At 48.7% G+C, this 12,462-nt stretch carries 16 protein-coding genes; 5 read left to right on the forward strand and 11 right to left on the reverse strand.

What is annotated here, in order from left to right; genetic code table 11:
- Nucleotides 1-34 precede the first annotated feature (34 nt).
- Both dapB and IE082_RS09135 read right to left on the reverse strand, forming a co-directional pair.
- Nucleotides 35-844 (reverse strand): 4-hydroxy-tetrahydrodipicolinate reductase, encoded by an 810-nt coding sequence (gene dapB, locus IE082_RS09130; RefSeq protein WP_189493617.1) that lies wholly within the window; start codon nt 842-844, stop codon nt 35-37.
- An 82-nt stretch (nt 845-926) separates the two neighbouring features.
- Complete coding sequence (locus IE082_RS09135; RefSeq protein ID WP_189493618.1) at nt 927-1,262, reverse strand: outer membrane protein assembly factor BamE; 336 nt, start codon at nt 1,260-1,262, stop codon at nt 927-929.
- 125 nt (nt 1,263-1,387) lie between these two features.
- Here IE082_RS09135 and fur point away from each other — a divergent pair, with 125 nt between their 5' ends.
- On the forward strand, nt 1,388-1,828 hold the full coding sequence (gene fur, locus IE082_RS09140; protein ID WP_189493619.1) for a ferric iron uptake transcriptional regulator: 441 nt from the start codon (nt 1,388-1,390) through the stop codon (nt 1,826-1,828).
- Nucleotides 1,829-1,907: 79 nt separating this feature from the next.
- Nucleotides 1,908-2,897 carry a tRNA dihydrouridine(20/20a) synthase DusA gene (dusA, locus tag IE082_RS09145; protein WP_189493620.1) on the forward strand — a complete coding sequence of 330 codons (990 nt, stop codon included), beginning with the start codon at nt 1,908-1,910 and terminating at the stop codon, nt 2,895-2,897.
- A 74-nt stretch (nt 2,898-2,971) separates the two neighbouring features.
- On the opposite strand, the gene IE082_RS09150 is transcribed toward dusA, so the two are convergent.
- From IE082_RS09150 to ffh, 9 genes are all read right to left on the reverse strand, one after another.
- Nucleotides 2,972-3,307, reverse strand: coding sequence for a lyase family protein (locus tag IE082_RS09150; protein ID WP_229809799.1), 336 nt, complete (start codon nt 3,305-3,307; stop codon nt 2,972-2,974).
- Nucleotides 3,308-3,440: 133 nt separating this feature from the next.
- A complete protein-coding gene (locus IE082_RS09155) occupies nt 3,441-4,568 on the reverse strand; it encodes a magnesium transporter CorA family protein (protein ID WP_189493621.1) in 1,128 nt (375 codons plus the stop codon).
- A gap of 1 nt (nt 4,569) precedes the next feature.
- Nucleotides 4,570-4,974, reverse strand: coding sequence for a lactoylglutathione lyase (gene gloA / locus IE082_RS09160; protein WP_189493622.1), 405 nt, complete (start codon nt 4,972-4,974; stop codon nt 4,570-4,572).
- A 4-nt stretch (nt 4,975-4,978) separates the two neighbouring features.
- Nucleotides 4,979-5,986, reverse strand: coding sequence for a porphobilinogen synthase (gene hemB / locus IE082_RS09165; protein ID WP_189493623.1), 1,008 nt, complete (start codon nt 5,984-5,986; stop codon nt 4,979-4,981).
- A gap of 27 nt (nt 5,987-6,013) precedes the next feature.
- Complete coding sequence (locus tag IE082_RS09170) at nt 6,014-6,325, reverse strand: hypothetical protein (protein WP_189493624.1); 312 nt, start codon at nt 6,323-6,325, stop codon at nt 6,014-6,016.
- A 23-nt stretch (nt 6,326-6,348) separates the two neighbouring features.
- On the reverse strand, nt 6,349-7,467 hold the full coding sequence (locus IE082_RS09175; protein WP_189493625.1) for an agmatine deiminase family protein: 1,119 nt from the start codon (nt 7,465-7,467) through the stop codon (nt 6,349-6,351).
- A 27-nt stretch (nt 7,468-7,494) separates the two neighbouring features.
- The gene (locus IE082_RS09180) at nt 7,495-8,058 is read right to left on the reverse strand and encodes a thioesterase family protein (RefSeq protein ID WP_189493626.1); all 564 of its coding nucleotides are present in this window, start codon (nt 8,056-8,058) and stop codon (nt 7,495-7,497) included.
- A gap of 54 nt (nt 8,059-8,112) precedes the next feature.
- Entirely contained in the window at nt 8,113-9,018 is a 906-nt protein-coding gene (locus tag IE082_RS09185; RefSeq protein ID WP_229809800.1) for a restriction endonuclease, read from the reverse strand.
- A gap of 152 nt (nt 9,019-9,170) precedes the next feature.
- A complete protein-coding gene (gene ffh / locus IE082_RS09190; RefSeq protein ID WP_189493628.1) occupies nt 9,171-10,565 on the reverse strand; it encodes a signal recognition particle protein in 1,395 nt (464 codons plus the stop codon).
- A 126-nt stretch (nt 10,566-10,691) separates the two neighbouring features.
- Here ffh and IE082_RS09195 point away from each other — a divergent pair, with 126 nt between their 5' ends.
- The 3 genes from IE082_RS09195 to ampD are packed head-to-tail and all read left to right on the forward strand — an operon-like array spanning nt 10,692 to nt 12,140.
- Nucleotides 10,692-11,276: a cytochrome C assembly family protein gene (locus tag IE082_RS09195; protein ID WP_189493629.1), complete on the forward strand. Its 585-nt coding sequence runs from the start codon at nt 10,692-10,694 to the stop codon at nt 11,274-11,276.
- 10 nt (nt 11,277-11,286) lie between these two features.
- Entirely contained in the window at nt 11,287-11,571 is a 285-nt protein-coding gene (locus tag IE082_RS09200) for a PP0621 family protein (protein ID WP_189493630.1), read from the forward strand.
- On the forward strand, nt 11,568-12,140 hold the full coding sequence (gene ampD, locus IE082_RS09205; protein WP_189493631.1) for a 1,6-anhydro-N-acetylmuramyl-L-alanine amidase AmpD: 573 nt from the start codon (nt 11,568-11,570) through the stop codon (nt 12,138-12,140). Before IE082_RS09200 ends, ampD begins: the two co-directional genes overlap by 4 nt.
- Nucleotides 12,141-12,462: the final 322 nt, after the last annotated feature.

Genomic DNA, 12,462 nt, shown 5'->3' on the forward strand with positions numbered 1-12,462 from the left:
AGCGTTGGCTGGGCGAGTGTGACGGTTTGGTGAATTAGGCGGTGACGTCTTTTAAGCCCAAGACATCCTGCATATCAAACCAGCCCGTGTTTTTTGTTTCTAAATACAAGGCGGCGCGCACAGCGCCTGTGGCATATGACTGGCGTGAAGATGATTTGTGAGTCACCTCAATGCGCTCGCCCATACCCGCAAACAAGACGGTGTGGTCGCCGATGATGTCACCACCACGGATGGTGGAGAACCCAATGGTGGTGTCTTCACGCACGCCTGTGTGGCCTTCTCGGCCATAGATCGCGCACTCATTCAAGTCGCGACCCAATGCATTTGCGACAACTTCGCCCATTTTGAGGGCTGTGCCTGACGGAGCATCGACTTTCATTCGGTGGTGGGCTTCGATGATTTCGATGTCATAGCCACTGTTGAGAATTTTGGCGGCCAACTCGAGAATCTTGAACGTGGCGTTCACGCCAATCGCCATATTCGGTGAGAACACAACACCGATAGACTCCGAGGCTTGGCGCAAAGCCGCTTTGCCTGCTTCATCAAAACCCGTGGTGCCGACAACGAGATTCACACCTTGCTCAATGCACAGAGGTAGGTAATTAAGTGTTGCATCTGGATGAGTGAAGTCAATCACGCAGTCTGCACCTGCGAGCACGGCGGCGGCATCGTGGCTAATGAGCACGCCTGTGGTTTTGCCCAAAAATTCGCCAGCGTCCTTGCCCAGCGAAGCGCTGCTCTCCGAGTCGAGTGCACCATGCAAGGTGACACCTGCAGTATTAAGAGCGGTTTCAATGAGCATACGACCCATGCGGCCAGAAGCGCCTGTGATGACTAATTTCATAATAGATTCAACAATATAAAAGCCCACTCGGTTTGTGAGTGGGTTGATTGATACATGGGGTTTACCCTATGCGTTGGGGTGGTTACTGTGCTTCGGTCGGCGCTAAATCACGTTCGATTTTGCTCACCACACCGTTGGTGAACCAAATGCTCATACGGGTTTGTACCGCAGGCTTGTGATTTTCAACCAAACGATAAATGTAATCCCAGCGGTCTTGACGGAACAAGTTATTGACCAGTGGGCTACCAACAATGTTGGCCACTTCATTTTTGCTCATGCCTTCTCGAATCGCAGCCGCACGATCCGCTTCTATGACGTTGCCCTGCTGAACTGGGGCTTTGTATGGGATATTGATACAGGCAGAGAGTGCTGTGGCTGTGCCAATAGCGAGTAAAGTGTTGCGAAAAAATAGTTTCATCACGTTCCTTTGTTAGTCAGTCTGAGTTGGCAAATACCCTGCGATGCCCACAAAATTGCTGTAAGATTACCATAAATTGACATAAAAAAGCGCGATAGACGCGCTTAAAATGATTGGGAAATTAGATGGATAACAGCCTTGATTTAAAAAGCAGTGGGTTAAAGGTGACCTTGCCGCGTTTGAAAATTTTAGATCTCTTTCAAAATAGCGTGGCCAGCGGTCAGAGGCACATGAGTGCTGATGATGTCTACCGTGTTTTGTTGTCTGAAAACATGGATATTGGTTTGGCGACTGTTTATCGGGTCTTGACACAGTTTGAGCAGGCTGGTTTGCTCGTGCGTCGTAATTTTGAGTCGGGTAAAGCGTTGTATGAATTGAATGAAGGTGAGCCACATGACCATTTACTGTGTTTGAATTGTGGCAAGGTTGAAGAGTTTACCGATCCACAGATTTATCAGCGTCAGAGCGAGATTGCTCAGCAATATGGTTATGCATTGCACGAGCGTGCGATGAGCTTGTATGGTTTGTGTGCCGACTGTCAGACAAAAACCAACAAACGCAGATAACCGATGTTGCTTTATATGATGTGAAAACAACAGACACCGTCATTGACTTGACGGTGTTTTATTTGATGTGAATGATGTTATGGATTTGAATACTCACCGCCGTTTTTCTATTGCCCCGATGCTTGATTGGACGGATCGACACTGCCGTTACTTTCATCGACTGCTGACACATCACTCAATGTTGTACACCGAGATGATCAATGTCAATGCGCTGCTGCATGGCGATGCGGCGCGTCATTTGGACTTTCATGCCGCAGAACACCCAGTTGCTTTGCAGTTGGGTGGTTCTGACGTGGATATGCTCGCGCAATGCGCCAAAGTGGCGCAGGACTGGGGTTATGTCGAGGTTAATTTGAATTGTGGCTGCCCATCCGAACGCGTACAGAGTGGTTCATTTGGGGCATGTTTGATGAACGAGCCAGAGTTGGTAGCAAACAGTGTCAAAGCCATGCGAGATGCTTGCGAGATTGATGTGACAGTCAAGCACCGCATCGGTTTGGATAAAAATGAAGATTATGATTTTGTACGCGACTTTATCGGTGTGGTGTCAGAAGCGGGTTGCCAAACCTTCATCGTGCATGCGCGTAATGCATGGTTGAAAGGTTTGTCACCACGCGAAAACCGAGACATCCCGCCACTGCGCTATGAGGTCGTGCATCAGCTGAAGAAGGATTATCCTCGCCTGAACATCATCATTAATGGCGGCCTGACCACGTATGCTGCGATTGATGAACAGCTGCAACACGTCGATGGTGTTATGGTGGGTCGAGAGGCTTATTATGACCCTTACGGTTTGAGCCAAATTGATGCGCGGGTGTTTGGTGATGAACGTACACCGCTCACACGCCACGAGGTGCTTGAACAACTGATGTTGTATGCACAGGCCGAAATAGACAAAGGTGTGCCTTTGCGTGCCATGACGCGTCATTGGATTAATTTGTTTCACGGCGTGGCAGGTGCAAGGACATGGCGACGGAATTTATCGGATGTTAGGCTCTTGCGTGACAATGACGTGCGTTTACTGATGAAAGATGTACCGAATACTGTCTCGGATGAATGGGTAGAGTGACAAAAAAGCGAGTCGGTTGACTTGCTTTTTTGTAGGTTTTTTCGAGTTGTGTTATTGAATGAAATGCGGATGAATCAAGTTATGAAGTTAAACAACTCATCCCATTTTTCTTGTGTGATGAGTTGTTGTTCTTGTAAGGCGATTTGGTGAATGGATTTGTTTTGCTGATAGCCTTCGCGGGCAATTTCGGCGCATTTTTTGTAGCCGAGCATGGGGTTGAGCAATGTGACGATGCTGAGGCTGGCGAGAACGTTGTCACCTGTGCGCTCTGCGTTGGCTGTGATACCGATGACGCATTTGTCACGTAGGGCAATCATGGCGTTTTCCATGGGTTTAATGGATGAGAACAGCGCGAAGCCGAGTACGGGTTCATATGCCGCGTAGCGGTTGGACGCCGTAGTACATGTCATTGGTCAATTCGCGAGGGCCAAGAAAGTCGGTTTCGGCGCGAGTGCTCATAGAGTTGTTTCCTCTGTGTAGGTGGTTGTCGTTATAAAAGGCATGAACAATTCTACCTGTGCGGCGAAGGATTTTGGTGCGTTTTTAGGCCTCGGGTGGCTCTTTGCTGATGAGCTCGCGTGTGAGTAGGTCAATTACACTGCGTTCGCCTCGACCAACGAGTTGTCGGCGGTGAAAATAGTATAAAAGGCCAAAAGTGGTGAGCAGCATACCACCAAGCATGAACCAAAATCCATGGGGGTTGTGTAAGCCAGGCATGATGTCAAAATTCATGCCATAAATACCCGTGAGCAAAGTCAATGGCGAGAATATCGCGGTGATGATGGCGAGGAAACGCATCGTTTCGTTGGTTTGATTTGAGGTGGCGGAAAAGTGCAGCTCGACAGCGGACTTGAGTGCGTTTTCTAATCTTGATACGTGGCTTTGTACGCGTGAGACGTGTTCGGTTAAATCATTGATGCGAACGAGAATCAGGTCTCGGCGGGTTTGTGGTTCGACATTGGTGTGCTGTGGGCCGCTTTGTCGGTCAAGATAGCTGTCGCGTAATTCTTGCAAAGAATCGACTTGTTCTTCACAAAGGTTTTCGAGATTGTGCAGGGCGAGTCGTTCGTTGAGTAGGCGTTGCCATTCTTTGAACCGATGATTGCCGCGCAGCAGTAAGTTTTGCCAATCGTCAATGCGCTGGGTCAGTGGCAAGCGCAGCTCAAGGTATTTGTCCACCAATGCGTTCAGAATCCGCAGCGTCAAATCCAGCGTCGAGGTGGGCAAACGCATGCTACGCGAGTTTGGCTCATCGCATTGCTGGGTTAAGCGTTGGCGAAAGCTGCTGAATGTTTGGCTGCTTGAGTCACGTACCGTCACCAGTGCACGATCGGTGAGAATAAACACCACGGGTAAGGTGGTTAAATTAGCAGGATTGAGTGATGTGCCAGGCGTGTTGCTGCTCATGAGTTTACGAAAAATCAAGATTTCGTATTCATTGGTTAAGTCAAAAGACGACGGGTGTTGTGCATTGAGGATATCCGTCATGTGAAACTCATCAATGCGGACACCCGTGCTATGAAAAATTTGCTGTTGCCATGCGACAGGGTCGCGTGCAATGTCGTCACGCAGCGCATCCACCCAGATAAAATCATGACCAGTCAACGAGCCATCAGTCAATATACGGGCTGTGATGCCCAACTCAGTGGTGTCAAATGCAAACATATCCATTTTATAGCGCGTCTTTGGTATGGAATTGTTCTTCAATCAACTCTATTTTATAACCATCTGGGTCTTCAACAAAAGCAATCACGGTGGTGCCACCTTTGACTGGCCCAGCCTCACGAGTCACACGTCCACCAGCGGCGCGGATGCGCTCGCAGGCAGCGGCGACATTAGGCACATCCAGTGCGATGTGGCCGTATGCTGTGCCCAAATCGTATTTTGTCACACCATAGTTATATGTGAGCTCTAATACTGCTTGTTCAGATTCGTCAGCATAGCCCACGAATGCCAATGTGTATTGATACTCAGGATTGTCACGTGTGCGCAACAGATGCATGCCCAAAACCGTGGTATAAAAATCAATCGAGCGTTGCAAATCGCCGACGCGCAGCATGGTGTGGAGCATTCTCATGTTTTTATCCTTTGTTTAATGCACGGGCGGCATCGAGTGCGAAGTAAGTCAATATGCCATCTGCGCCCGCACGTTTGAAGCTCATCAGACTTTCGAGCATGCACGCTTCTAAATCCAACCAGCTATTTTGTGCGGCAGCGTGAATCATGGCGTACTCGCCGCTGACTTGATAGGCAAAGGTAGGGACTTTGAATTCGTCTTTGACCGCACGCACCACGTCGAGATATGGCATACCCGGTTTGACCATCACCATGTCTGCACCTTCAGATAAATCGAGCGCGACCTCGTGCAAGGCTTCGTTCACATTCGCATAATCCATCTGATAGGTTTTTTTGTCAGCTTTGCCCAAGTTGCCTGATGAACCCACCGCATCGCGGAACGGCCCATAAAAATGCGACGCGTATTTTGCTGCATACGACATGATGCGCGTGTGGATGAAACTTTCGGTTTCTAATGCTGTGCGAATCGCACCAATGCGCCCGTCCATCATATCGGACGGCGCGACGATGTCTGCGCCTGCATCTGCATGGCATAAGGCTTGCTGCACTAAAATTTCTGTGGTTTCGTCGTTCAGCACATAACCCGTTTCATCAATCACGCCGTCCTGACCGTGGCTGGTATAAGGATCGAGAGCCACGTCGGTCATGATGCCCAATTGCGGGAAATGCGACTTAAGAAGCCTAATCGCACGAAGCACCAAACCATCAGGGTTGTAGGCCTCTTTGCCATTGAGCGATTTTTTATCCACGTCAATGACGGGAAATAACGCCAGTGCAGGGATGCCCAGTGCAGCGGCTTCTTGCGCGACTGTGAGCAACTCATCGAGTGACAGGCGAGATTGATGTGGCATGGAGGCAATCGGTGTTTTGATGCCATCACCTTCGGTGATGAATACAGGGTAGATGAAATCGTGCGCTGTGAGTGTGTGCTCGCGCATCAAATTTCGTGAAAATGCATCGTGGCGCATACGGCGTGGGCGCGCGTTCGGAAAGTTTCGGTTAAAAGAAGTCATTGTTGAAAATCAGTCGATGAAAAAAGGTCAAATGAACGCGGAGAGAATCATACCGCCGAAGGTAAAAAGCACGCCAGAGATGTACAGTAACAAAGTGTTTTTATAATATCGCAATGCTTTGCCAGCGTCGGTCATTGGACTGAGCATGCGAAACAATGCGTACAACAACAGCAAAATACCTGTGAAGCACCCCCAAAAAGCGATGGAGTCGCCGCTGCCTTTAAGGGCGAAGCTGTCTTCAGTGACCCACTGCCCCAAAAAGCCGATCAAAAACCCCAGCATCACGCCGAGTGAGGTGACCATCGGTTGTCGGTAGTCTTTTAAATCAATGGTGCTCATGTATTCTCCATAGGTTCGTTAAATCAAAGGGGTTGCTGCTGAGTGGTGCAATGAATACCGCCGCCACCAGCGGCGATACCATCAATATTAATTTGTACCACTTCGCGATTAGGAAATAATGCTTGAAGTGTTCTTTTTGCTGCCTCATCGGTTACAGTGTCGCCAAACTCTGGGGCAATCACCGCTCCGTTGCAGACATAAAAGTTAATATAACCTGCTGCGAAGTCATTGTTTTTAAATTTGGGGCGAACATAGCTGGGGGCTTGTAGCATGTGCACCTCAAGTGGACGACCATCTGCATCCGTGGCATTTTTTAAAATAGCCAAATGTGTTTTCGTTACCTCGTGATCAAAAGATTCGGGGTCTGGATCAAATGCGGCAATCACAACACCTGGCTTGGCAAAGCGGGCATAAAAGTCAGTGTGACCATCCGTGATGTCCTGATCTTTAATCCCTGGTAGCCAAATGATTTTGCGTAAACCAAGCAGTGGCATGAGGGCTTTTTCACACTCGGCCTTGCTCAGATTTGGATTGCGGTTAGTGTTCAAAACACAGCTTTCGGTGATGATAGCTGTGCCATGCCCATCTACCTCAATGCCACCACCTTCGAGTACCAGATGGGTATTGATTAAGGGAGTTTGGGCAAAGTTCGCGACTTTGGCGGCGACCCGTTGGTCATTCGTGTGTTTTTGCTTGTTGCCCCAACCGTTGAAATTAAACTGAACGGCAGAAATTTTACCAGTGGGGTGAGTGACAAACACAGGGCCAGAATCGCGCATCCACAAATCATCCAATGGCGCAACAATCAACTCAACATTTTTATGAAGCAACGATCGGGCAAGTGTTAAATCGGCTGCGCGAACCAACATTTTGACTGGCTCAAATTGGGCAATCGTATTGGCAATCAATGCCAAATTACGTTGTACTTCGGACAATAATTTTCGTCCCCAAATCGCCTCACTCGCACCAAACGCCATCCAAGTGCAAGCGTGTGGCTCGGCTTCGTCAGGCATGCGATGGGCAGACGCTTTGTTTGATGGTGCGGTGGTATTTGCGGCAAAAATTCCACCAATTCCCAAAGCTGTCAGTGAGCCGCCTCCCATCACAGAAAGCGTTTTAATAAAAGTTCTTCGATTCATCATTGTCCCCATCACTATAGGTTAGACCTTCTAAAGACTCGCCTCCTCAGCACGCAGCTGAGCCGACATTCCCTCCATGCCCCTGTGCCAATCAAGCGCCCAGTCAGGCAAATCATTCACATGACTTTCCGTGTCAGGTGCAAACTCAGACAAAAGCACCTCTGGTGCCATCGCACCAGAACGCCCCTTAAACATCCCGCGCATCACCACATTCGCAATCACGCGACCCTCGCGCACGATGCGGTGCTCCATAAATGCCCATTTATCGACCCAACCGATCAAGCGCGTATGAATCACCACTTCATCAAACGCCTTGATCTCACGGCGAAATTTCGACGTAATATCGCCCACCATCGGACGCACGCCTTGACGCAAAGCATACTGTAGCAAACCCGTGCGCAAGAAAAAATGCATCCGCCCCAAATCAGCCAACGTATTGATTCGGCCATTGTTCACATGGACATTAAAATCCAAATCATTCGGCCACGCCCGAGTGGTAAACACCGTCGTCTCAAACAAACCCACGTGCCCATGACGGCGCTGCTCAAGCCAAGCGATGAAAAACATGCGAATCATGCGAAACCAGATGTACATAGCCAATACTTTCAAAGGTAGATTAAAGTGCTATAACCTGACTAATCAAACCGTTCAATCGTCACTAAAGAAGTCGCTATCTAAGCGCTTTAGAGTGAATGTGTCTTCAACCGAAACACCTAAATCGTGTTCAATCATCAGCTCGGCCAAACGCGCGCCGTCAATCAAGACAATTTTTTTATCAGAGCGATTGCTCTCAATGACTTTTAAGGCGGCTGGTGTAAAGTAGCTGGTGGTGATGAACACCCCTTTCTTGACGCCTTTAATATCGAGTGCGCCGAAAAAGTCGCGTATTGGAGGTTCGCCGACTGAGTTTTCCCAACGTTTTGCTTGAAGATAAATGGCATCCAAACCCAAACGATCTTCGTTGATGATTCCGTCAATACCATTGTCGCCTGATTGGCCGACTGCGCGCCCAGCTTCTTGCCGACTGCCACCGTAACCCATTTTGAGCAAAAGCTGAATAACCAGCCGCTCAAAGAAGGCTGGATCACATTGCTTGATGCTTTCAATTAGTTCCGCAGAGAGTGTTTCATGAGTTTTTTTGAGCGCTCGAGCCATCACTTCTCTGGGCTCTTCTTCTATTTCCAAAATCGTATTATCTTCATTGAATGACTCTGCAGGCTCGTTTGTTGTTTGAACGATTTGACTATTTTTCCAAATATCGTAGCGACGCTTCACCTCATCAAGGAATTGAGCAGGATCATAAGGCTTGTTTAATACAGCACGTCCTTCATCCGTAATCGTCCAGGTGCCTTTAAATTTAACGACATAACCGCCCTTGACCAAACCGATAGAAGAAAGATGAAAGATGGATTTCCACCGAGTGTTTCCACTGGCGTAAACTGTGGTTGCCCAATCGTCTAAAGGAATGTTTTGTTCGATCTGCTCTAGCACATCCGACTTGCGCATTTGCCCATTGGGTGATTGGTTTAAGGCGCTCAATGTTGTGAAATACATGCTAGTGATCAACTGATCTGATCGAGACAAAGTTTTAGACATAGTCGGATTCCCCTTAGGACAGAAATGAGCAATGCATTACTAAATGTGTCAGTGCAGTTTGGATGACCTTAAATACGAGCATGACAGCATGGTTGGTTTTTTGAGCACGTTTAAAACGGCATCTTCCCTTTACCGCCCATGAGTCCTGACAAGCCTTTCATACCACCCATCATTTTCATCATTTTGCCCATGCCGCCGCCTTGGAATTTTTTCATCATGTCGCGCATTTGCTCGTATTGCTTGAGCATTTTGTTGACTTCTTGCACTTGTAGTCCAGCACCTGCGGCGATGCGGCGTTTGCGTGAGGCTTTGATGAGTTCGGGCTTGGCGCGCTCCGCTGGGGTCATGCTGTTGATGATACCTTCGGTGCGGCGCAGTTGTTGCTCTGCTTTGTCCGTGTCGATGTTGCCTGCGCCTTGGGTGAGTTGGCTGGGTAGTTTATCCATGAGGGTGGCGACGCCGCCCATTTTTTTCATTTGTTGCAGTTGTTCTTTGAAGTCGTTTAGATCAAAGCCTTTGCCTGATTTGATTTTTTTGGCAAAATCAGCGGCTTTCTCCATATCGACGTTTTTATGGGCTTCTTCAACGAGTGAGACGATGTCGCCCATGCCGAGGATGCGTTGTGCCATGCGATCGGGGTGGAATGGCTCTAAGCCGCCGATTTTTTCAGACATACCGACGAATTTAATCGGTTTGCCTGTGATGTGACGCACAGAGAGTGCCGCACCGCCGCGTGAGTCACCGTCGAGTTTGGTGAGTACGACACCTGTAAGTGGTAATGCGTCGTTGAATGCTTTCGCGACGTTGACCGCGTCTTGACCAAGCATGGCGTCTACGACGAATAAGGTTTCAATCGGCTTGAGCTGCGCATGCAGCGCTGAGATTTCATTCATCATCGCTTCGTCAATGCCGAGTCGACCTGCGGTATCGACGAGTAAAACATCGATATAGTGTTTTTTCGCGTAGTCCAATGCCGCCGCCGCAATGTCGGTGGGCTTTTGGTCAGGCGTAGAGGGGAAAAACTCGCCGCCGGCTTGTCCTGTGACGCTTTTAAGCTGCTCAATCGCAGCGGGGCGATACACGTCGCAGGATACAGTGAGGACTTTTTTCTTTTGGTCAATCAGTCGTTTGGTCAGTTTGCCGACGGTGGTGGTTTTACCCGCACCTTGTAAGCCCGCCATCAGAATAATCGCGGGAGGCTGGGTGGCGAGATTAAGCTCGACGGCGCGCGCGTTGTATTCGCCGCCGATGAGGTTGACCAACTCGCTGTTGACGATACCGACCAATTCTTGACCTGGTGACAAACTGCCGACGACTTCCGCACCGAGTGCTTTTTCTTTGACTTTGTTGATGAATTCGCGCACCACAGGCAGAGCAACGTCAGCCTCTAATAATGCCATGCGCACTTCTCGCAGCATCTCTGCGGTGTTTTCTTCGGTTAAGCGCGCTTGGCCGCGCATGGTTTTGATGATTTTGCCAAAGCGGTTGGATAAATTGTCAAGCATGGAAATCCTAAAAAATGAAAAATGCGCCGTCAGCCGTTGCAGATGGGGGCTTAAATGGCGTATGCTGTTGTTCTGTGAAATAAAGATTTTGTGCCACGCACATCCATAATATAGATATAGACGATTATGAGTAAAACAACATTGTACCTTGCGCATGGCTTCATGCGGCAGATTTTGCTGGGAATTGGTGTGCTTGGTCTGGCTCATGCCCAAGCGCAGGAGGTTATGAATAGTGCGCCGCCCCGCATGCTGGTCAACCGCTTGCCTGCAGAGGCGCATATTGTGCTGGCCATTGTGACCTCGGGTATTTTTGTGGCGGCGTTTTTGTTGGCTCTGACTTTGGGGTTGCAAGCGAGGCGTTTACATCGAATGGGCGGTTCACCATCGTTATTAGATAAACTGCCGCCTGTGCTGACTTTAGAACGATTGCTGTTTCGTGTGTTGAATACCGGATTTGTGTTTTTAACGGTATTGGTGATTTCAGGCATGTTTTTTGGTGAGGCCATTTGGGGACAGGCGCTCTTGCTCAATCATAAAGTGGTGTTCACATTGATGGCATGGTGTGTGTTTGCGGTGTTGCTCGCGGGGCGCTGCTTTTATGGTTGGCGTGGCCTGAGTGCGGTGCGAGCGACGATATTTGGCTTCATCCTCTTGTTTTTGGCTTATGTGGGCACACATTTTGTTTTGGATGTCTTGTTAAAACGCTCATGAAAGAGAATTTGTGAAAACTTTAGTGGTTCTTGCGGTTATTTGTTTGATCGTTTACGCTGTTTGGAATAAGTGGCGCAAACTGCCGCCGCAAACCAAGCAGCTTTGGGGGGCTATATTTGGGATGGCGGGCGCGTATCGACAAATGAAAAAGCAACGAAATGATGAGCCCTCTCCTGCCTCACGAAGCAGTGGCCATCTCATGATTGGTTGTGAGCAGTGTGGCTTGCATGTGCCCGAGAACGAAGGTGTGCGAGTTCTCGGGCACTTTTACTGCTGCGCGGAGCATGCGCGATGAGCTTTCGTATTGATGAGCGAGGGTGGGGGCTGGACGTGATTCGTCTTGAGTCTCCTAACTTTGATGCGCGCCCCGATGGTGCGACGGTCGACTTGATTGTGATTCATAACATCAGTTTGCCGCCCAGTCAGTTTGGTGGTGACTGGATTGACGACTTGTTTCTTAATCGGTTGGATCCAACGGCTCACCCGTATTTTGAAACCATCCACAGATTTCAGGTCTCATCGCACTTTCTGATTAAACGTGACGGCACTATCAAACAGTACGTCTCCTGCGACGATCGCGCATGGCATGCAGGCGTCTCTGCGTGGCGTGGTCGCACGCGCTGCAATGATTTTGCTATCGGCATCGAGTTAGAGGGGGATGATTACAGTGCGTTTGAGAGTGTTCAATATAATACATTGACGCATCTGACACAGTCACTTATAGAAAAATATCCCTCTATACAAGGTATTGCGGGCCACAGTGAAATCGCCCCAGGCCGAAAAACAGACCCTGGCGTGTATTTTGACTGGTTGCGTTACGAAAAAGAAGCAAGCATTCCCGCTCAATGGCGTTTGTTGGCATAAAAGCTCACGTCAAATCTGCCGCTAACCCAATAGAATTAACGCCTTTGCAAAAAATGTAGCAAAAGTTCTAAAAAGTACTTGACCGATTTGTCGAAAGTGTTCATAATCTCGCTTCTCTGCTGCCAAGGCGGTTGAGAAACGACGGTTTGAGAGGTTTCGCCTGTTGCTTTATGAATTGTAAAAAAGTTTGGTTGTTTGTAAAAAAATAGCTTGACGGATTAAACATAAAGTATCATAATCTCCCTTCTGTGCTGACGACAAGTCGGCGATTAAGTCACCAAGGTGGTTTGATAAAGAGAACTGTACATTAACAATTAACAGC

The sequence above is a fragment of the Formosimonas limnophila genome, from assembly GCF_014652675.1.
GTDB classification, from domain to species: domain Bacteria; phylum Pseudomonadota; class Gammaproteobacteria; order Burkholderiales; family Burkholderiaceae; genus Hydromonas; species Hydromonas limnophila.

What these genes read in the sequence shown, in the direction of transcription:
- hemB (WP_189493623.1), bottom strand. Translation starts at nt 5,986, where the DNA reads ATGACTTCTTTTAACCGAAACTTTCCGAACGCGCGCCCACGCCGTATG.
- IE082_RS09180 (WP_189493626.1), bottom strand. Translation starts at nt 8,058, where the DNA reads ATGTACATCTGGTTTCGCATGATTCGCATGTTTTTCATCGCTTGGCTT.
- dapB (WP_189493617.1), bottom strand. Translation starts at nt 844, where the DNA reads ATGAAATTAGTCATCACAGGCGCTTCTGGCCGCATGGGTCGTATGCTC.
- ffh (WP_189493628.1), bottom strand. Translation starts at nt 10,565, where the DNA reads ATGCTTGACAATTTATCCAACCGCTTTGGCAAAATCATCAAAACCATG.
- IE082_RS09135 (WP_189493618.1), bottom strand. Translation starts at nt 1,262, where the DNA reads ATGAAACTATTTTTTCGCAACACTTTACTCGCTATTGGCACAGCCACA.
- IE082_RS09155 (WP_189493621.1), bottom strand. Translation starts at nt 4,568, where the DNA reads ATGGATATGTTTGCATTTGACACCACTGAGTTGGGCATCACAGCCCGT.
- IE082_RS09170 (WP_189493624.1), bottom strand. Translation starts at nt 6,325, where the DNA reads ATGAGCACCATTGATTTAAAAGACTACCGACAACCGATGGTCACCTCA.
- IE082_RS09185 (WP_229809800.1), bottom strand. Translation starts at nt 9,018, where the DNA reads ATGTATTTCACAACATTGAGCGCCTTAAACCAATCACCCAATGGGCAA.
- IE082_RS09150 (WP_229809799.1), bottom strand. Translation starts at nt 3,307, where the DNA reads ATGACATGTACTACGGCGTCCAACCGCTACGCGGCATATGAACCCGTA.
- fur (WP_189493619.1), top strand. Translation starts at nt 1,388, where the DNA reads ATGGATAACAGCCTTGATTTAAAAAGCAGTGGGTTAAAGGTGACCTTG.
- dusA (WP_189493620.1), top strand. Translation starts at nt 1,908, where the DNA reads ATGGATTTGAATACTCACCGCCGTTTTTCTATTGCCCCGATGCTTGAT.
- gloA (WP_189493622.1), bottom strand. Translation starts at nt 4,974, where the DNA reads ATGAGAATGCTCCACACCATGCTGCGCGTCGGCGATTTGCAACGCTCG.
- ampD (WP_189493631.1), top strand. Translation starts at nt 11,568, where the DNA reads ATGAGCTTTCGTATTGATGAGCGAGGGTGGGGGCTGGACGTGATTCGT.
- IE082_RS09195 (WP_189493629.1), top strand. Translation starts at nt 10,692, where the DNA reads ATGAGTAAAACAACATTGTACCTTGCGCATGGCTTCATGCGGCAGATT.
- IE082_RS09175 (WP_189493625.1), bottom strand. Translation starts at nt 7,467, where the DNA reads ATGATGAATCGAAGAACTTTTATTAAAACGCTTTCTGTGATGGGAGGC.